The 19,755-nt window shown below is 43.7% G+C and carries 14 protein-coding genes; 6 read left to right on the top strand and 8 right to left on the bottom strand.

The genetic code is table 11. The features are described from left to right. The first annotated feature begins 10 nt into the window (after positions 1-10). Together ACVW2L_RS08570 and ACVW2L_RS08565 are read left to right on the top strand one after the other, a co-directional pair. Positions 11-3,229 (top strand): SusC/RagA family TonB-linked outer membrane protein, encoded by a 3,219-nt coding sequence (locus ACVW2L_RS08570; protein ID WP_457127549.1) that lies wholly within the window; start codon positions 11-13, stop codon positions 3,227-3,229. Positions 3,230-3,242: 13 nt separating this feature from the next. After that, positions 3,243-5,183: a RagB/SusD family nutrient uptake outer membrane protein gene (locus tag ACVW2L_RS08565; protein WP_457127548.1), complete on the top strand. Its 1,941-nt coding sequence runs from the start codon at positions 3,243-3,245 to the stop codon at positions 5,181-5,183. A 688-nt stretch (positions 5,184-5,871) separates the two neighbouring features. Here ACVW2L_RS08565 and ACVW2L_RS08560 read toward each other — a convergent pair. Together ACVW2L_RS08560 and ACVW2L_RS08555 are read right to left on the bottom strand one after the other, a co-directional pair. Further along, on the bottom strand, positions 5,872-6,183 hold the full coding sequence (locus ACVW2L_RS08560) for an RNA polymerase sigma factor (protein WP_457127547.1): 312 nt from the start codon (positions 6,181-6,183) through the stop codon (positions 5,872-5,874). Between the two features lie 65 nt (positions 6,184-6,248). Further along, entirely contained in the window at positions 6,249-6,407 is a 159-nt protein-coding gene (locus ACVW2L_RS08555) for a hypothetical protein (RefSeq protein ID WP_457127546.1), read from the bottom strand. Positions 6,408-6,465: 58 nt separating this feature from the next. Between ACVW2L_RS08555 and ACVW2L_RS08550 the strand changes: the two genes are divergently transcribed. Together ACVW2L_RS08550 and ACVW2L_RS08545 are read left to right on the top strand one after the other, a co-directional pair. After that, a complete protein-coding gene (locus ACVW2L_RS08550; protein WP_457127545.1) occupies positions 6,466-8,049 on the top strand; it encodes an RHS repeat-associated core domain-containing protein in 1,584 nt (527 codons plus the stop codon). Continuing rightward, positions 8,046-8,384, top strand: coding sequence for a hypothetical protein (locus ACVW2L_RS08545; RefSeq protein ID WP_457127544.1), 339 nt, complete (start codon positions 8,046-8,048; stop codon positions 8,382-8,384). The genes ACVW2L_RS08550 and ACVW2L_RS08545 overlap by 4 nt, the downstream gene beginning before the upstream one ends. 37 nt (positions 8,385-8,421) lie before the next feature. Here the strand turns inward: ACVW2L_RS08545 and ACVW2L_RS08540 are convergent, their stop codons facing one another. The 6 genes from ACVW2L_RS08540 to ACVW2L_RS08515 form a co-directional block, all read right to left on the bottom strand. After that, positions 8,422-8,571 (bottom strand): hypothetical protein, encoded by a 150-nt coding sequence (locus ACVW2L_RS08540; RefSeq protein ID WP_457127543.1) that lies wholly within the window; start codon positions 8,569-8,571, stop codon positions 8,422-8,424. A gap of 185 nt (positions 8,572-8,756) precedes the next feature. Then, positions 8,757-9,119, bottom strand: a complete 363-nt coding sequence (locus tag ACVW2L_RS08535; protein ID WP_457127542.1) for a YncE family protein — start codon at positions 9,117-9,119, stop codon at positions 8,757-8,759. Next, positions 9,110-9,589 carry a YncE family protein gene (locus tag ACVW2L_RS08530; RefSeq protein ID WP_457127541.1) on the bottom strand — a complete coding sequence of 160 codons (480 nt, stop codon included), beginning with the start codon at positions 9,587-9,589 and terminating at the stop codon, positions 9,110-9,112. The genes ACVW2L_RS08535 and ACVW2L_RS08530 overlap by 10 nt, the downstream gene beginning before the upstream one ends. Positions 9,590-10,116: 527 nt before the next feature. Next, positions 10,117-10,344, bottom strand: a complete 228-nt coding sequence (locus tag ACVW2L_RS08525) for a hypothetical protein (protein ID WP_457127540.1) — start codon at positions 10,342-10,344, stop codon at positions 10,117-10,119. A gap of 250 nt (positions 10,345-10,594) precedes the next feature. Then, complete coding sequence (locus tag ACVW2L_RS08520) at positions 10,595-11,287, bottom strand: hypothetical protein (RefSeq protein WP_457127539.1); 693 nt, start codon at positions 11,285-11,287, stop codon at positions 10,595-10,597. Next, positions 11,284-18,333, bottom strand: coding sequence for an MBG domain-containing protein (locus ACVW2L_RS08515; protein WP_457127538.1), 7,050 nt, complete (start codon positions 18,331-18,333; stop codon positions 11,284-11,286). The genes ACVW2L_RS08520 and ACVW2L_RS08515 overlap by 4 nt, the downstream gene beginning before the upstream one ends. 514 nt (positions 18,334-18,847) lie before the next feature. On the opposite strand from ACVW2L_RS08515, the gene ACVW2L_RS08510 reads away from it, so the two are divergent. Then, positions 18,848-19,009, top strand: a complete 162-nt coding sequence (locus tag ACVW2L_RS08510; protein ID WP_457127537.1) for a hypothetical protein — start codon at positions 18,848-18,850, stop codon at positions 19,007-19,009. Between the two features lie 373 nt (positions 19,010-19,382). Continuing rightward, positions 19,383-19,715, top strand: a complete 333-nt coding sequence (locus tag ACVW2L_RS08505; RefSeq protein WP_457127536.1) for an HNH endonuclease domain-containing protein — start codon at positions 19,383-19,385, stop codon at positions 19,713-19,715. The last annotated feature ends 40 nt before the right edge of the window (positions 19,716-19,755 follow it).

Raw genomic sequence — 19,755 nt, 5'->3', positions numbered from 1 at the left:
TATTAATTATATGAAAAAACTTAAACTTATTAAATGCTGGAAGACTTTGCTTTTACTATTGAGTATGGGCATGATTTCAGGGAGTATTTTTGCACAATCTGTCACGCTGCGTGGCCGCGTAATCGATCAAAAAGGTCAACCGCTGGTGGGTGCAAGCGTTAAACCTGCCGGATCAACAACTACAGGTACAAATACGGATATCAGCGGTAACTTTGCTTTACCGGTAACGGGTAGCATTTCATCGCTGACGGTATCTTATGTTGGGTATATTACACTAACGGTACCTGTTAAGCCAGGCGCCACGAGCCTTGGCGACATTATTTTAGCCAACGATGCTACTAGCCTTACGGAAGTAGTGGTTGTTGGTTACGGCACACAACGGAAGCGTGATGTAACCGGCGCAACAGTTAGCGTTGACGCTAAAACGCTGGCGGAAACGCCATCACCCAATTTTGCCGATGCATTACGGGGCAGAGTTGCAGGGGTAGAAATTACAGCAACAAGTGCAAGGCCGGGTTCGCCTCCCAATATACGCATCAGGGGCAACCGCACCATAGGGCAGGGTGCTAACAGCGCTGCTGATCAGCCCTTATTGGTTGTTGATGGGGTACCATATGTATCAGGTAGTCTTTCGGATATTAACCCGGATAACATTAAAAGCATGGAAATTCTAAAAGATGCTTCATCTACCGCAATTTATGGATCAAGAGGTTCCGGTGGCGTGATTCTGATCACTACCAACAGGGGAACAGTTGGTAAACCGGTTACTACATTGACTACTTCTTTAGGCGTGAGGACGGTGCCTCGTTACCTTAAAGTTTTTAACGGCGCACAGTATGCACAGTTTAAGCAGGATGCTGTTACAGGCTCTATCATGCAAGGTAACGGAGCTACAGCTTCCTATCCCTTGTCTGCGCTTGAACAAGAGGGTATCAAAAATGCTGTTGATGTAGATTGGCAAAAATATGCTTACCGCACAGGCATTAATTCTGACCAAAACCTGAGCATAGCAGGAGGTAATGAAAGCACTACCTATAATATGGGTGTAGGTTATACCAAGATGACAGAGGTCATACCAAGCAACGATTACACGAGATATTCCGTTTTAACTTCCGTAGATCATAAATTAAGCAAAGTCATCCGTGTCGGTTTAAACATGACGAATACCTTAAGTTACCGCAACACGCCAGGAGGATTCCCTGCCGGCGGCGCTGCCGCCACCACTCCATTGGTAACTCCATATGATGAGAGTGGTAATTTGCGGGTATTCCCCTGGGTAGGTGCCTTCGACGCTATCAACCTGAACCCGCTTTATTTTAAAGAAAACCCAAGTAATCAAAAGAACCAGCAGCGGGATTTTCGCAATTTCACCAGTCTATATGCTGAGTTTAAGCCCATCAAGCATTTAACCTATAAAGTAAGCTTCGGTTATGATTTTAACCAAACTTTCCAGGGAAATTATAGTGGTGGAAGCATCACTCCGGCTGGTATTGACCAAAAGTTATCAACCGCATGGCAGAGAAATAACGAACGCTACCATTACACATTCGATAATTTGCTGACTTATGACAATACTTTCGCCGAAAAGCACCACATTAATTTTACCGGGTTGTTTGGTATAGAAAAAGATCACTACCAGTCGATGCGTGCTGAAGGAACCAATATTCCTGCCGACCTGAACGAGTATTATAATCTTAATTTAACGACTTTCAGTAGTTTTCCTGCAGGAAACGACAATACTTACCGCGAATGGGGTCTGATATCTCAAATGGCCCGTCTGGTTTATTCCTATGACAGCAGGTATGTTTTAACTGCTACCATGAGGGGAGATGGTAACTCCACTTTGCCTGCCGGTAATAAATGGCTATACTATCCGGCGCTTTCTGCTGCCTGGAACGTAACCAACGAAAGTTTTATGAAGCAGTATGAGTGGATCAATAACTTGAAGTTACGTGCCGGCTATGGGGTTACCTCCAACGGAGGTATCAGTCCTACGCCTTACCAAACTTTGGGCGCATTAGGGATTCAGCAATACCAATTTGGCAATGGTGCCGGTGGTAATACCCTGGCCGTATCCAATGGCAGCATAGCTGTTCCGAATCTACGCTGGCAAAAGACGGGTCAAATCAACTTAGGTTTGGAGTTTGGCTTATTCAACAACAGACTATCCGGTACCATAGATGCCTATTCAGAAAAGACCACTGATATTATTCTGGGTTACAGCAATCTGCCATCTTACGGGGGTCAGGGATTTCAAACCAATCTGGCATCTACCGCTTCCAAAGGTATCGAGCTTAGCTTAAGCAGTATAAACCTGCAAAACCAGGGAGGATTTACCTGGGCGACAGATTTCAACGTCGCTTTCGCCCGTGAACGCATTACCGGACTGCCGAACGGAATTATGGCCGATGTGAACAATGCCCTGTTTGTCGGTTCACCGCTGAACGTTATTTATGATGTGAAAAAAATAGGCATCTGGCAAATATCAGATTCGCCAGGCATAGATCCTACCAAGAGCCAGGCTGCGGGTCCGGTTTACCAGAAAGTTAGCGGCCAGGTATACCCGCAGTATCCAGGTCAGATAAGAGTAGAAGATGTGAATAAAAACGGTACGATAGACAATGGTGACAACCAGATTTTAGGAACGGACCGTCCGCAGTATCAAGGTGGTATCACGAACCGTTTTACTTATAAAAACTTTGATCTGTCGTTTAATGTCAACTTCCGGATGGGAGGTTTAGTAATTGTACAGTACCTGACAAGCGGTGGCTCGATCGGCGGATGGGGCTTTTTGGGCACAGGCAGGACTAATCAGCCTTATACCAATTACTGGACACCCGCCAATCCGACAGGTACTTTCCCGCAGCCTAATATGAACCTGCAAAGCTATCCGTTCTCTTCTACTACAGGATATTTCAACGCATCGTACATCAAATTGCGCACAGTGAATTTGGGTTACACATTGCCGGCGAAAACTGCAAATAGTTTAGGTATAAGCTCTTTAAGAGTGTTCGCGCAGTGCCTTAATCCGTGGATCATTTACAACCCTGCGGGCAAAGCTTCGGGAGGAACAGTTTTCGATCCTGAGACCCAGTCGAGCGGTGGTGCCGTTGGCGGTACATTCAGCGGTAATCCTGCAGGATCCAATGGTGGTCGTATGGCGACTGTTGGCTATGGAGGTAGCCCCATCACTACAGATTTTGTTTTTGGTTTAAATCTTAAATTCTAGGAATAATATAGTTATGAAAATATTTAAAAGAATTTCGTTGATATCGGCGATCGCCATAGCGATTACGCTATCCAGTTGTAAGAAGCTCCTGGACGAAAACCCCAAAGCGCAGTTATATCTTGATTATATTAAGACCGAACCGGGTATCCGGGCTTCAATTGCGTCCGCGTACCGCCAGTTATCTGGGCATTATAGTTCAGATGGCGGGCAAACCCAGCAGAACCAGGGAACAGATGAATTCATCAATGGAGGTTCCTCCACTTCGCCGCAATTTGGCAATTACTCAATTACCGCAACTAACGGACCTGGGTTTACCACAGAGTTTCAGTACATCAATACCATGAATGGTTTGATCGGAAGCTTCATTACTGAATCCAACAGTTCTGCAGATAACAAAAAGCTCTATATGGGGCAGGCGCAATTCTTACGCGCCTTTTATTACTTCTATCTGGTTCAACTGTTTGGCGGCGCTACTGCCAACAATCCAAGCGGCATCCCATTGCACACGGCGTTTGCTACTGAACCCAGCACTGCGGATTCACCGGCAAAACTAGCGGATATCTATAATCAGATCATCATTGATTTTACTGCCGCTGCCACTAATTTACCAAATACAATTACCAGTACTAATCCCTTCTCTGCTTCAGGTAACGGCAAAACGGCTACTTCCGCCGTGGCTCAGGCTATGTTAGCGAAGGTTTATTTAACCCGTGGTTATACCTCGGCAGGCAGCGCGGCTGATTTTCAGAAAGCGGCTGATCTGACCAAATCGCTTATAGATAACAGAGCAATTTATGGTCTGGATCTATGGGAGGATTTTACAGATGCGTTGAAGCAATCGAATGACTATGGTAAAGAAAACATGCTGATGTTTGATGTAGGTTCTGACCCTACTTACAGCGGTTATTGCTGTGGCAACGGCAGGGGTACAAATACTTTGCCCGTATTGTACCGCTGGTCTTACAATCTTGCGGGTGTAAGCAACGGGGTAGGGGTTGATCAGCCTAATCAAAGGATGAGCGGACCAAATCCCGTTATAAGAGATGTTTATAACGGCAGGTCATACGTGCGCGTGGCCGTTAACCGGCCATATGCAATTGACGTTGCTTTTGCTAACCAGACCAACGACTCCCGCTTTGACGGTACTTTTCAGACCTTTTGGATAGCCAATCAGCCAGCTGCGTCCGGTACCAAATTTGACGGAACGCCTAAAGGCGCACTGACCATCGCCAGCAACGTATCGTTAACATCTTACCAAGTGCCGATAGGTGGAGATACAGCGATATTGATGCCGCAAGGAGCGGCGCTTGCAGCCGTAAACAACGCTCGTAGAGATGCTTTTAAAGGCGTCATCATTACACCGGTGCAGTACAATAACAACGTTTACCCGGCTATTAAAAAATGGGATGATCAGACAAGAATAGCTATAAATGACCACTCAACAAGACCTGTGCTCTACATGCGTTTTGCAGAGGTATACATGATTAACGCCGAAGCTAACTATATGGCTGGCAATATTCCACTGGCCGTTCAGTCGTTGAATGTGATCAGAAGCAGGGCTTCTTTTAGAAAACCAGAGGATGGCCTTTTGATCCCCAAGAGTCAGTATCGCGTAACCGCTGCTTCGCAAGCTGCGGATAATGCCGCAAACCGCGCTGCTATGCAATTGACCCCTGCTCAAATAGCCCAGTTAAGTATCGCTAACAACACTGCTGTCGGTTCCGGACCCTGTGGCATGGACCTGATATTGGAAGAATATACCCGTGAGTTTTACGGGGATCCCCGCAGGTGGATGGATCTTGTACGTACTGGTCAATTGTTACGAAGGACCAAAATGTTCAACAGCGAAGCTAGTGCTAATATCAAGGACTATCACGCGTTGAGACCGATACCCCAGGGTCAGATCAATGCGGTTTTAACGGGGCCGAAGTACCCGCAAAATCCCGGTTACTAACTTGTTGATATCAAATTAACACTTACTTTAACCTTCAGATTTTTAGAGGCTGTCTTGGATTTCAAGGCAGCCTTTTTTTGAATAATACCCAAACTAATAAATTTTCTTCCGGACTCATTTTAAAGGTCGGTTTCTTTTGGTAATACGAGCCTCAGTTTTAAGGAGTATGTTTGGTTTTTTAAGGTTGTCGCGGGCCGACCGGATGAGTCATTATAAAAGGTTGCCTCCTGTTTTTGGGGAGTTACTGCGGAACAATTGGATGAAGTGTGTGAGCAGAGCGGGGAGGAGTTAAGGGATGGTGGAGCGGCAATGATGGCTTATGCAAAGATGCAGTTGTGGATATGGCGGATGAGGAGAGCGCCTTGTATTATAATGCTTTATTGATTATTGTGAATGGGATACCCTGGTGATGGTGATGATCTATAATTATCCTAATTTGTTGAGAAGGTTTAATATCGGATCTTCTAAATTTCGCCGGCGCTGAGCTTGCTGCGGTCGCGCCCGTCTATTTGCTTTTATCGTCCGCCTTGTTTTTTCGGATGTGGTGGATAACAAGTCGGCCGGCGGATGGTTTTATTCCCATGAGCTGGACCTGTCCTAAATGTGATCGTAAATCCAACGTTTGAGGACACACTACCTAAGAGGAGTTTCTTTTGGGTATCCTTATAAAAACAAGACGGTAATATTTTTAAGACAAGTTCTCAGGTGTTTTATTGCTAATGTCAATTGATTTTCGACTGTGCGTTTTGAGAACTAGTTTTGAAGCTATTTCCTGGTTACTAAGTCCATCAGAACGGCTTAGTTCAAATATTTCCTGACATCGTTTGGGTAGTTGAGCAACGTAATTGCCCAACTTATTGTCAAGCTTTATTTTACTTATCCGCACCTCTCCCTCGTTGGATTCATAACGATTGTGAGCAATTACCCCATCCTTAAATACAATATTAAGCTTGGTTGCTTTGCGGCGTTTATATATTTGATAACGTACCGAAGTTTTCATAAATCCGGAGAAAGAAGTGATTTCCAAATTTTTTCTTCTGTTCCAAACACTTACAAATACATCATTCACGACCCCGGCCAATTTCCCGGAACTACAATATCACTCCAGACTGATGCGTCAAAGTTAGCTTGATAAAAATCTTTGCTACGATGATCCGGATCAACCGCCCAGCTAACTTCCACATACCTGCTGAACACTGTTACCGGGCTAACTGCATTTGCCAAGTACAACTACCAGAACAATACTCCGCAGATTGTAAGCTACAACGCCTTTAAAAGCCCGGTGGAAATTAGCGTAACAGGCAAGGAGAAGTTGAGCTTTCAGTACAACGGAAGCGAAAGGCGCGCCCATATGTACTATGGCGGCGAGCAAACGGATTTTACCACTCGCCCTTTTCGCCGGCATTATAGCGAGGACGGTAGCATGGAGATAACGGAGGATATCCTTACCGGCAAAACAGCCTTCGTTTTTTATTTGGGCGGCGATGCCTACAGCGCACCCGCGATTTGGAAGCACGAGCAAACCAGCAGCGGCACAGCGGCGGGAATGTATTACCTGCACCGCGATTACCAGGGAAGCATTTTGATGATAACCGACGCAACAGGCACCATTCGCGAAAAGCGGCATTTCGATGCGTGGGGTAACATTGTAAAGTTGACTGACGGTGTAGGAACCAATTTAAGTGCCTTTATAATATTAGACCGCGGATACACTGGTCACGAGCATCTGCTAGGTGTGGCATTGATTAACATGAATGGCCGGTTGTATGATCCGTTACTGCATCGCTTTTTAGGACCCGATAACTTTGTTCAGGATGTTGACAACACCCAGAATTTTAACCGCTATGGATACGCATTAAATAATCCTTTAAAGTATACGGATCCAAGCGGGGAAATACTATTTGCGTTTTTAGCACCGGTATTGGGAAACTTCTTAACCGGCGTTGTGACCGGTGCCGTTTTAGGCGGTGCAGCCTACACGGTTAGCGTTGCGTTAAGCCCTGGGGGGTTTAAAAACTGGAATACTGGACAGTTTTTGAAGGCGGTTGGACTGTCGGCTCTATCTGCCGGGGCAACCGGAGCCATCGGAAACGCCTTTGGGGCTGTAGGCAGTGCGTCCGCCAGCGGAATGGTAGTCAATTTTCTTGGAGCTACAGGCAATTTTGGGTTGGAGTTGGCACGGGCATTCACGCATGGTATTGTAGGCGGCATCTTATCAACAGCCGGTGGAGGTAGTTTTGGAAGCGGTATGCTTTCTGGAGCCTTAAGTTCATTGTCCAGTAGTGCTCTTCAATCTTGGGCTCCAGATCTTTTAAAAAGCGAGATATTTACATATCTACTTGCAGCTGGGTCTGGGGGCATAGGCGAGGAGTTGGGCGGTGGTGATTTTTGGCGAGGGGCAGCGAGGGGAGCAATTGTTGCGGGATTGAATCACTTAGATCATTTAGGGCCAGAGCCACAACAGCGAGGCAGAGAGGTAACTTTAAAATCTTTAGCTATAAAACCTGGTGATACTGCTGAGGCAATGATTAGTAAAATTATAGCAGGTACGAAACCTGGAGATTATGCTTCAGGAGATCTGTTTTCATTTATTAATTCAAAAATTGGCGATTACGCCAAAACAATAACAAGAGTAGATGGGAATAATTTTAGAATTACTACTAAAGGAATGATTACAGGATTAGCTTTAAGAAACAATTCTACTATTACAATATCAAAAGTTAAATCGGGAGATTACAAGGTTTCTATGAATGGCCTAACACCAGCTGGGAAAAAACTGTTTTGGGAAACTACGTATATTAAGGATAACATGCGATATATGTATGATAAGAATGGCATGTGGGAAGCTAAAATAGGAAAAAAATGAAAAGCATCTATCAAAAAATCATTATTGTATTATTCATTTTATTGTTTAAGATATTAATTTGGTATGTCTTTGAAATTCAATTCGTTGAATTATCGATCTATATTTGTGAAAATTTAGGAATTGTTCCTAAAGGTAAGCAAGATTTATTTAATGGATTACCAAAGGCAGTAACAGTATTTAAAGTAAGTTTTCTAATCGTTGATATTTTATTAGATTTATTTATTTGGATGGCTATGAGGTTTATTTTTAAGGAGTTTACTTTAAAGCGTTTTACTTATAAGTATTTGATTATTAGTTTTGTTCTTTTAGTTTTTATTCTTTGCTTTTTAAACTAATGTTATTAAGCTTTTCGATGGGCATGTTGTAAAGCGGCTACAGCTTCAGCATGTTTTTCAAACTCGGCGCCATCCATTCCCCCTCCGGGTGCGAGATACGGTCATTTGAGCTGCGGCCGATCAGCACCACCACCTGCTGCTGCGTCAGATCCGGTTCATCCGTAGCTCTCCCAGGTTGTTCTTCCATGTCTGCTTCACATACTTAGTATAGAGATCTGCTATGACTCGTTTGGAGGCCTCCTTTCTGAACCTTGACCCGAAGTTTTGGTCTGTTCAGTTCTAATGCGTTCCCACAGCCTCCGCAATGTGGTTCAGTCGTGAAAATGGTTTTTTTCAAATGTCGTGAACGTTCGTTGCAGTGATATTCGAATCCTATGGTGGCACTGCTTTTACTGCACTTATAGTACCCTCGGTATTAGAAGTGTAGATCATTTTAGTTTCAGGGTCAAATACCAATCCGTCCGAATCACCAATGTTTACTTTAGCAACGGTCTTACCATTTAGGGCATTCATAGCCACCATGGTTTTTGATCCGGCGCAGGCAATAAACAAACGATTGGTGCTGCGATCAATAGCAAGGCCTGTAGGTTCTTCGCCGCCGTCAATTTTATAACGGGCTACCTCTTTATACGTTAAGGCGTCAAATACAATAATATTGCTGGTGGTTTCGCCATTAACAAAAATCTTACCCTTGCCGTCAGAGACAGCTGTTTCTGGCTTATCACCTAATGGCACGTACCTACTACTTTGTTACTGGCCGGATCAAATATTGTAGCGTCTTTACTACCACCATTGCAAGTGATGATCTTTTTTGAGAAATCATCATAAAAAATAGCGTAAGGATTTTGACCAACAGGCACTTCGGCAAGCACTTTATAAGTTTGAAGATCAAAAACAGAGATGGTATTAGCTCTTCCGTTACTGGTATAACCTTTCCCTAAAGCTTTTACAATGGCAATACCGTGCACGCCCTGTACGTTTGGAATTACGCCAACGGAATCTCCCCGCGTATTCAAAATGTTCACCCGGCTGCCGTGAGAAACAAACATTATTTTAGCGGCACCGTCAACATTGATGTAATCCCACCCGCCGTTACCGGCTATGGCGATATCTTTTATAATATGAAAGCCGGTTTTAGTTTGTGCCTGCGCCGCTGTACTTAAGGCAACAATAGCCGCGATGGAAAAATATCGTAAACTTTTCATGATGGGTTTTTATAACCAATTTGGCTAAACAATCTGTAGAAATGTTGGATAGCATTGATCAAGAGTTATTTCCTTCCGCAATTGAAAGCATTCGAATGCTAATAGCGGGAAGTTAAATCTCCCGCTATGATATCGACCATATTATTCCTTTTACGATCTGGAAGAACAATGACCTTGGACCCTGTTTCCGGCGCGGTCGGACCTGAATAACAAGAAGCGCGATAAGATTCCGAGCCCGGCGCTGATCGACAGGCACAGCGGGCTGATCACGTATTAAGGGAGGTAATCCAAAGGCATAGCGGGCAGCGTTTCCGGAGGAGTTGCTTCGGCGCTGTTTAGTTATGATACGTCAGGTGATTGGCATGCTGCGGCGATGCGAGCTTTAATGCGGAGTTGTGAGGAACTGATCGGGACGAGGGGTTTTGAGGGCTTGGATAATTGATTGTTGATGGATTTCTTAAGGTACGGTGAGCCGTTTTTCGGGGTTTATTTTTAGCGGCGAGTGATGCGCTGACGGGGGATTTTATTTAAGGCATTTGCAGATAAATGGTATTGTTCCAGAAGGCGTGTTTGCCATCGATGCGGATGACCGGCGCATCGGCACTGTTTCGATTCCATTGTTTAACCTGGTATTGTTGGGGTAAGCGCTGTCCGTTGCGTATTTTTTTGAAAGCCGCTGCGATTAATGATAAGTTCGTTTTAGATGATGAGGGTATGATCGGTGATGGAGTAGGGGCCTTCGGTGTTATGGACATACATAGGGCTGTTGGCCTGGCAGGCGGTAAAGAATAAGCAAAAGACCATGGTTTTTCATCCTGCAAAATTGGCTAGTGTGAATGCCGATCTCCACCCTGCAGCTGAAAGTGTGTTCTTTTTTTGTCGGGGGAGGAAGTCGCTGAGGAGGGCGTTATCAAAACTGTCTTTACAGGGGTTTATACCTAAGAGGAATCGAACCTACGATTTGACCCGCATTATCTTACAAGTTCAAACCTGATCGGCATTAGCCTAATTTACCCTAAAGTAATTAATGCTTGACTCAGACTTGTTGCCTTTTTTGTCTTTGGTAACTACTTTCCAGTAATACTGTTTACCCGATACAACGGCAATATCATTTAAGGTATTTTTGGTAACACCGCTTGTTAAAAGTGCAGGTGTTGTTGCATCGCTTAAGTAAACGTCATAGCTTTCAATGTCGTTATCAACGTCATTACCGGCCCAACTTATCGCGATTTTACCCCCCACTGCGGTTATAGATTGGCCTAAATCCGGGGCGATCAAGTCAGCAGGAAATGGCGCGTAATTAACTGCTGCGGGCCCGGCATTATAAAATTTCCACACATCGCTTTGTGCTGTGGCGGTAGTTAGCGAAGACCCCGATTTTACATACCAGGAATAAGGCGTATTCCTTTTTAATGTTATTGACAGCTGAGTGGCGGTTGTTAACCTTGATGTAGTTGTACCTGCTTCAAGATCCTTAATGTTAAGTTCATATCCCTGAGCATTTGAGGCAGCATTCCACTGCAAAGTTACTGTACTTTCTGCGGCCGATACAACTGTACCCTGTGTGCAAAGTTCATTTTGCGCGGGTGCAATTAGCACAGCTTTAGTGGGTGGTGGTGCTATCTCCTGTTCCTTGTCGCCATTTCCGGAACAGCCTGTTATAAATGCCGTTATAATTATTAAAAAAAACCTTCTCATTGCTTTATAACTTTATAAATTGATTCGCTACTTCCTTTAATCACATGGACCGAATAGATGCCCATTTTTAACTTGGATACATCAAGCTTTATTACTCCGCTAATATTCTTAAACTGTTCAGATAGCTTTAGCAAACCGTCGGTAACACTGTAAATTTTAATTGAAGTAGTCACTTCATCAACCCCCACATTTACAAAAAGTTCATTATTGAATGGATTTGGATACGGCACCGGATTACCGGAATAATTGATTATCTGCTCCACTTTACCCTGGCATTCTTTGTCGGTAGCTACCTCAAGTTTGTTTGAGCCCCTATTAAGTTCAAGCGTAATGCTGTTATTGCGTGTGCTGTACATTCTACCGTTAAATGTTACCTGGTATTGATTTCCGCCGGCTAATGATATGTTTACCAACGATGTGTTTTTTACCACCGCTATATACACAGAAAGATCTTTAGGTTCAGTAATGGTAAGATCGAAACATCGTTTCTGCCCGGGCAAAGCGGCGTCAGAAACGCAAACATTGTAAATTCCGGGTGATAAATTATCGATGTTTAAATTGGCCGTAAAAGTGTAACTCTTGTTGATACTGTTACCCGTAAGCACTGCCGCGTAAGAGGCTGTTTGGTTGGCGGCAATAGCAATGATGCCATTACCCTGCCCCTTACAGGTTACATTTGTTGCGGATATTTTAAGGTTATCAAGTGCCGGAGTAATCGTTAATTTTCCGGTATTATAAGTGAGGCTATAATTATTAGATGCTGCGCCTGACGCAACTATATCATATATACCCGCGACGCTGGCGGCCGTCGCCGTGGTAGTAATAACAGGCGATTGGCCAAGTATTGCTGATTTCTCACCTTTAACAAACCCCTGGTAAGTTACCGTAAACGCAGGATCAGGTTTACCGACAGCTCTTGTTTTGTCATCGGCAGTGATAACCAGAGCGGCTTTATCAATTACTATTGTTTGTTGCACGCTTTCGGCAGGCTCATAAAAACTATTTCCTTCCTGTTTCGCTGTAACTTTAACGCTGCCTGCTTTTAATATACGTATCTTATTGTTAACCACCGCGGCAACATCCGGATTGTCTGTGCTATATGTAAGCGGCATACCCGCGTTGGTACTGGTAGCGGCCAATTCAATGTCAGCATCGCCATAACGGCGCGCTGCTATTGCAGGGAAGGTGATAAACGGTTTATCTTTTGTAATGGTTAGCTTACCTTTATTATAAGTGATGTCGTAATTATCTGCCATAGCTCCTAAGGCTATAATGTCATAAACACCCGCGCCACTTGCGGCTGTTGCTGTTGTGGCAACAACAGGTTGCTGAGTAAGTATTCCTGATGTCTCGCCGTTTACAAAGCCGTTGTATGTTAAGGTAAAAGCAGGATTTGGTTTGCCGGCAACTTTTGTTTTATCATCGGCGGTAACTACAAGGGTTGCTTTGTTAATTATTACGGTTTGCTGCGCGGCTTCGGCGGGTTCGTAAAAGTCATTTCCCTCCTGACTCACTGTAATTTTAACGGTACCAGCTTTCAGGATATGTATCTTATTGTTAACCACAGTAGCAACGTCAGGATTGTCTGCCACAAATTTAATTGGCACGTTAGTGTTGTTGCTGGTAGCGGCCAGTTCAATGTCAGCATCGCCATAACGGTGTGTTGCTATTGCCGGGAAGGTTACAACAGCTTTGTTCGGTAAAACATTCAGCTTGCCTATTGTATAAACAAACTCGTAATTTTCTGGCTCTCCACCAGATCCAACTATATCATATAAACCCGCCGGACTTGCCGCCGTTGCTGTTGTTGTCCAAACAAGTGTCTTAATAAGGTTATTTGTGTTTTCGCCATTAACAAAGCCGTTAGCAGTACCTTTTAATAAGGGGTTAGGTTCGCCCGCCTGGCGGCTGATATTATCAGGTATAAGTGTAAGCACCGCTTTTGATATGGTTAGCGTTTGCTTTACATCACCGGCAGACTCGTAAAACTCGTTTCCAGGTTGGCTGGCTGTTATCGTAGCACTTCCGGACTTAATAATATGTAGTTTATTTGAATGAATAACTCCAATATCTTTATTGTCGACCGAGTAAACAATCGGAATGCCCAAGTTAGAACTTGAGGCATTTAAAGTAATGTCAGCGGCCCCATAGGTAGCATCGGGAATATTGGCAAAAGTGATTGTTTGCGCGGTCTTTCCAACTTTGCCCGTATATGTTGCAACACCCAGCGCAGTGTTTACGCTAATAGTGCCCGTTAATCCCGTAGTAAAAACGGCAGTAATAGTAGTGGCTGAATTCACGGTAAAAGACGTGGCAACAGTACCACCAATGGAAACGCTTGTTACGTTATTGAAATTGCTGCCATTTATTGTGATTGAGGCAGGTCCTGAAGTTGAGTAAGCTACGGCGTTTATAACCGGCATTGGTATAAACACAAAGTTACCAATTGATGAGGTACCACCAGGCGTGGTAACCTCTATAGTCCCACTTGCAGCGGTTACAGGCACTTTAGCTACAATAGAGGTACTTGAGTTAACGGTAAAGCTTTGAGCAACCACACCCCCAAAACTTACAGACGTGGCGCCTGTTAGATTATTTCCAAATATGGTAACTGAGGCATTAGGCCCCGCACTGCCCGGCGAAATGAAGTTTAATACAGGCTTCTGATAAAACGTAAAACCAGAAAGTGTGGCAACACCATAGGTACCGGTAACAGCAACCTCTCCGCTCGAGCCTCCTCCAACAATCGCTGTTATACTGCCTGACGAGTTAACCGTGAAGGACTTAACAGGGACGTTACCAAATGTAACATCAGTAATGTCGTTAAAGTCTTGTCCGGAAATTGTTATCGCGGTGTTAGCACCACCGGCCATTACACTAAGAGAATTTATAATGGGCGGAGGAGCATATTTAAACAGTGTAGTTCCGGCAGAATTTGTCACTTCTATATCGCCTGCAGCTACTGCTCCTAAGTTTGCTGTAATGCTGGATGGTGAACTGATAACAAAAGAAGGCAAGACCACGCCGCCAACCTTAACCTGGATGAAATTCGTAAAATTACTTCCGTTAATTGTAATTGCTTTTAAGGATGCTTGTCCCTTTATATAATAGGATGTTATAACGGGTTTAGGCTGCTCTGACACTACCACATTCATAATCCTTGCTACACCATTGCCGCAAGCTACTGTAGGAGTAACTGTAATTGTATAATTGCCCTTTTGTTTCCAGGTTACGTTTAATCCGCCGCTAGTATATTCTACATCTGCAGGGCCTGAAACTGCCCAGATAAATGAAGTGTTAGGGATTGAAGGGATAGTGTAATTGCTTTTATCGGAAACGTAAACATTTGTTGAACCAGTAACGTAGCCCGCATTAATGCTTGCATTGTTACCCGCGCTTAACTTAACAACCGATCCGTCATAGCTACACATAAACACGTTGTTTCCTGTAACGTGCATCGCTGTGGCGTAGTTGCCCACAACGAACTTCCATGTTAATCCCCCATCATGAGTTTCTATAAGCGTTCCGGTACCCGAATTTTGATTCAAAAACGCATATCCATGTAAATCATCAACAAAAGAGATGGTTTTGATCATTGTATTAGTTGTTGGAGTGACAATCAGACTCCACGTTACTCCCCCGTCTGTAGTACGTGTTATCAGTCCATTACTATCGCCAACTACGCCAACATCCGCACTGAAAAAATATATGGCAGTGTAAACATTGTTCACTCTATAGGGTAGCGCAATAGTGTTCCAGGTATTTCCGCCATCAATTGTTTTATAAATTGCATTGCCGTCTAAAACAAAGCCCGTTTCTGGGGCTATAAAATGAGAATCCCATGCTCCATTAGTAGGCCTTGTACCGGCCGCTTTTTGCCATGTTAACCCGCTATCAACTGTTTTGTACACACCACTGAAGGTTGTTATAAATCCAACATTGTCGTTAACAAACATAATTTCGCTTCTACTAAATAAGTCAGTCACCCCGACGTCATGCCATGTTTTGCCGCCATCTGCTGTTCTGTAAACTTTATCGCTACAATAAAAACCAACATTTTTATTTATAAAAAAGCTCGAATTAATTCTTCCAAATCCAGACAATGTCGCTTGCCATGTTACGCCACCATCGGTTGTTTTATATAACCCCTCAACACCAAAGACATACCCGTTATCCTTGTCAACGAAATTAATATTATTGTAATCGTGCCTTGGAATCAGCGATCTGGTGTTCCAAATGTCAGTACCATCATTCAAATAAATTCCGTTAAAAAAGCCTACCACGCAATATTTGCTGCTGGTTTTGCTAAATGCGAGGCCCTTATATACACTTCCTTCTAATTTTTTTTGCCAACTAACGCCAGCGTTTGTAGTTTTATAAATAGTTGAGCCACATACTACATAACCTTCTGTCTCATTTTTAAAATAAATTCTTCCGTAGTCACCCACTATACTTATTCTACTCCAGGTATTTCCCCCATCTTTAGTTTGCAAAACGTCGCCTGCGCTGCTTACAATATAACCCGTATCAGCATTAGTAAAAGTAATATCAACCAGGTTGGTACCCTCCCCTAATACGCCCAGGTCAGCAGCTTGCCATGTGTCTCCTCCATCTGTGGTTTTGAGATAAGTACGGCCGCTCCCGCAGATGAAGCCATTATTAGCGTCAATAAACCAGGCGGAGTTTAATGTCGAAGAATTTGTTGCCGCGATTGCCTTTTTCCATGTTTTTCCGCCATCACTTGTTTTAAAAATTCCGCCATCACCCAGCATAAACCCAATATTTGATGAGTAGAAATAAATAGTTCCGCTATTGGGGTTTGGAGCATCAAGTGCAAACCATGTTTCTCCGCTATTCTCCGTTTTCAATAAGGTGCTTTGGCCGTACGCATATCCTATATGGTCGTCTGTTACCTTCAACCTCCCTAAACCTTGATTGTAGCCGGTATTAACCTTATACCAATCCAGCCCATTGTTAGGAGACCTGATTATACCCTCTGAGCCCACAGCCACCAAAGCGTTGCCAAAGTATCCTACATCATACAACTCGGGAGTTAATTTAGAAACTGACTTAATGCAATCAGCTGCTACCACAGGCTCGGGAACATCTAACACCTTTACAACAAATACTTTCTCTATTGCATTACCTGGCCCGGTAGCTTTCACTCTGATGGTGTACGTGCTTTTTGTTTCATAATCCAACGGCGCAGCAGTTTTAATTTCACCATTAAGAATGGTAAAGCTTGGGTTATCAGTGTCACCGGTTCCTGCAATAAAGCTATATGTATAAGTATCTGTTGTGCCACTAACTTGAAAAGAGCCCACGCTTGAACCCGTGCTTAGGTCTTCAGCAATTGTATTGCTGCTAAGCGTGAATGAGGGTTGAGCGTCATTAAATAAAATTTGCTTTGCAATGCCTTCTGTAATAAGACTTGGTTTTTTGGCTTTGCCGTTTGTTGTACCCGTTAAAAGAACCGTAAATACGTTTGCACCATTATTACTTTTGATATTTAACGTTCCCTTTAAAATTTCTTCTTTAGATGGGTAATAAATAAGTTTAAAATTTGCTTGTGCACCCGGCGCCAGCGTTTGTTCGCTTTTACCACTTACGTAAAAAGATGCTCCGGTAACATTTATCTCACTTAATATTAATGTTTTGTTGCCCGTGTTAGATATGACCATATTAGACACCGACGCGCTGTCTTTCTTTGAGGTAAAGGCTGTGCTGCCGGAGTGTTGCAAACTTTGATTATCTCTGGTTACGGTTAGCCCCGGGCTGGGATCGTTATTCCACAAGGTTTTACTATACTCATTACCAACAGTAAAATATACCGTTCCATTAAAATCAAAAAACTCCTGGGGGTTAGTTGGCTGATCAAATTCTTTTTTTAAAACAGAACCGTCATAGCTCCATAATTGGCTGTTTGAGCCTAAGAATATTTTGCTGTTGGACAGAAAGGGCCGTAAGCCTTGAGTTAATATAACATCAGATATCTTATTAGTTCCTGCGTCGGTACCATCGGTTGTGTATAGCTTATGCGGGACAGTTGAGGAGAAGTATAATTTATTATTGTAGGCTATAAATCCCTCCATGTTCGAGCCCGAACTTCCACGGCTCCAGCTGTATGCCTTTACCAAAGTCGTACCCGAAGGCGTTTTATTACTTTTCCATAGAGCATCTGTACCCTGCCCATATTGATCAACACTTCTTATTTCAAAGTAAAAGTTACTGCCCACCGCAGTAATATTATCAATGTCTATATCCCCGTAAAGAGGTTCGTCAAAAGCCTGCAACAAAACAGGAAGATCGTCAGCAGGATTAAGTTTGTACAGCCTTATGTTTTGCCTGTTAGTTGTATTCTTAATAAAAACAAGTTCGTTGTTTATATTTCTAAGTAAATCGATAGTATAGTAATCATCCGTTGTGATTTTTTTTGTACCGGTTACTGTTCCATCGGTCTTCCATAGGGCATGGCTTCCATTTTTCGTAAAATAAAGCGCATGTCCAACAACAGTAAACTGGCCAATGTCAGAATATTCGCCCTCAATGAACTTAACGGTTCCTTCGGCGGTGCCGTCCGTCTTCCACAAGTTGGTGATGCCAAAGTTTTCGGATACAGTGAAGTAAAGAACCCCGTTAAAAGCCGTAAAACGTTTAGGGTATGAACTTCCCCTTACCGTTACGTTAATGTTTTTAAGCATCACTGTACCCTCCGTGGTACCGTCTGATACCCAAAGTTCTGCTCCGTTAACGCCATCGTCTGCCGAGAAATAAATTTTCCCATTAAAGGCAGTTAAGTCTGATACGCCTGAAGATGGGCTGCTGCTAACCTTATTAAGATCCTTTACTAAAACCGTCCCGGCAGAGGTGCCATCGGTTTTCCACAGTTCTATGCCAGTGGTGCCATCGTCAGCAGCAAAAAACAATGTATTGCCAAGTTTAGCGAATGAACCAACCGAAGTAAACTTTCTAAGAAAGGTTTGCGCTTTTAACGGCAGAGCAAATAATGCAGCAATTATTGTAACAAGAAGTATTCTTTTAAGCATAGTGTAAGGGCAGGCCAGCGTCAGATCTATTTATCTATGCTTTAAAAATAAATAATTTAATTAAAAGCAGTGGTGGAAAATTGAAAAGTTTGGTTGTCTGACTCTGCTGACTATTATGAGCTGATAAAATTTAGTCATCAGTTTAGCCTGCAAATTCCAAACCCTCAGATTTCCGTGAGGGTTTGGACCCTGAAGTTGGGCTCGAGCCAGCGATCCTCTGATAAATCCGCACTAAGGGGCTCTACCAGCTGAGCTAAAATCCCAAACAATTCATCACCTGTAATCATTTTCTCATTTAGCGGTAACAAATAGGTAAAACTCAAATGATGCTAAACAACCCTGAGTTGCGTGATTCTGATGCCGAATAAAGCCCAAATGATACAAAACCACCATCAAATTAATTCCCCTACGGAATCGACCCTACGTGTTGAGGGGCGATATTAGGCACCAACGCTCATGGTAATTTATGCAGTGTCAAATTCTTCCGTCCAATTCACTATGTTTACGCAATACCATGAACCAGGAAACCTTCAGGCACATTAACCAGATACTGGCCCGGGATAATAAGTCTTCGACCTATAAGTTCGCCTTGTTGCGGGGCACGATCGAACTGATCGAGGATAATTCACCTTTTATTGTGATCAAAAACAACGGGCGCATTTTCCGCTGGAGCTGATGGTGAAGAAGTGGCTGCTGCATTATTATCCTTTGGCGAAGGTGCCGCAGATCAATAAAAGTACGCAACTCGCCTTTGCCGGGCCGCGGGAAGCGCTGGTGACTAGTATGAGTTGCGGGATAGGTTTTCGGCGTTTTACAGGGATCTAAAAACAGGTATTTTGCTGAAATCGAACCGGTGTTTTGCTGCTGAAGAATAAGCTGGCAGCGACCATTACGCTGATGCCGATGAAATATATCGGCACATCGATCTACGACAAACATCATGGTATTTACGAATATGAGCGGGGCAGTTTTTCGATTCCTGTGGACTATTATGAAGCTTTCAGGGTACTGTGCAGTTTTATCAGCGGGCAGGATGCGATCTTATTCAAATGGGCCGAATTCTCTCTGCAGGCCTCCGCTCAGACGCTTTCGGTTACCGAGGTGCTGAATGGAGTTTTAAAATTCCGATCACAGAGCGTGATATCGCCGAATCGAAGGCCTTATGTAAATCCATTTTACAGTCCGATGGTCAGATGCGTTGCGTCTGGAGTTGCGACACGATCTCCCGCTATGATATCGACCATATTATTCCTTTTACGATCTGGAAGAACAATGACTTCGGGAACTTGCTTGCGGCGCGGCCTGACCTGAATAACCGGAAACGGTATAAGATCCCGAGCCCGGCGCTCATCGACAGGCAGAGCGGGCTGATCACGCATTAAGTGAGGTAATCGATAGGCATAGCGGGCAGCGTTTCCGGAA

The organism is Mucilaginibacter sp. HD30, assembly GCF_054061755.1.
This window is presented reverse-complemented; position numbering and strand designations above follow the sequence as displayed.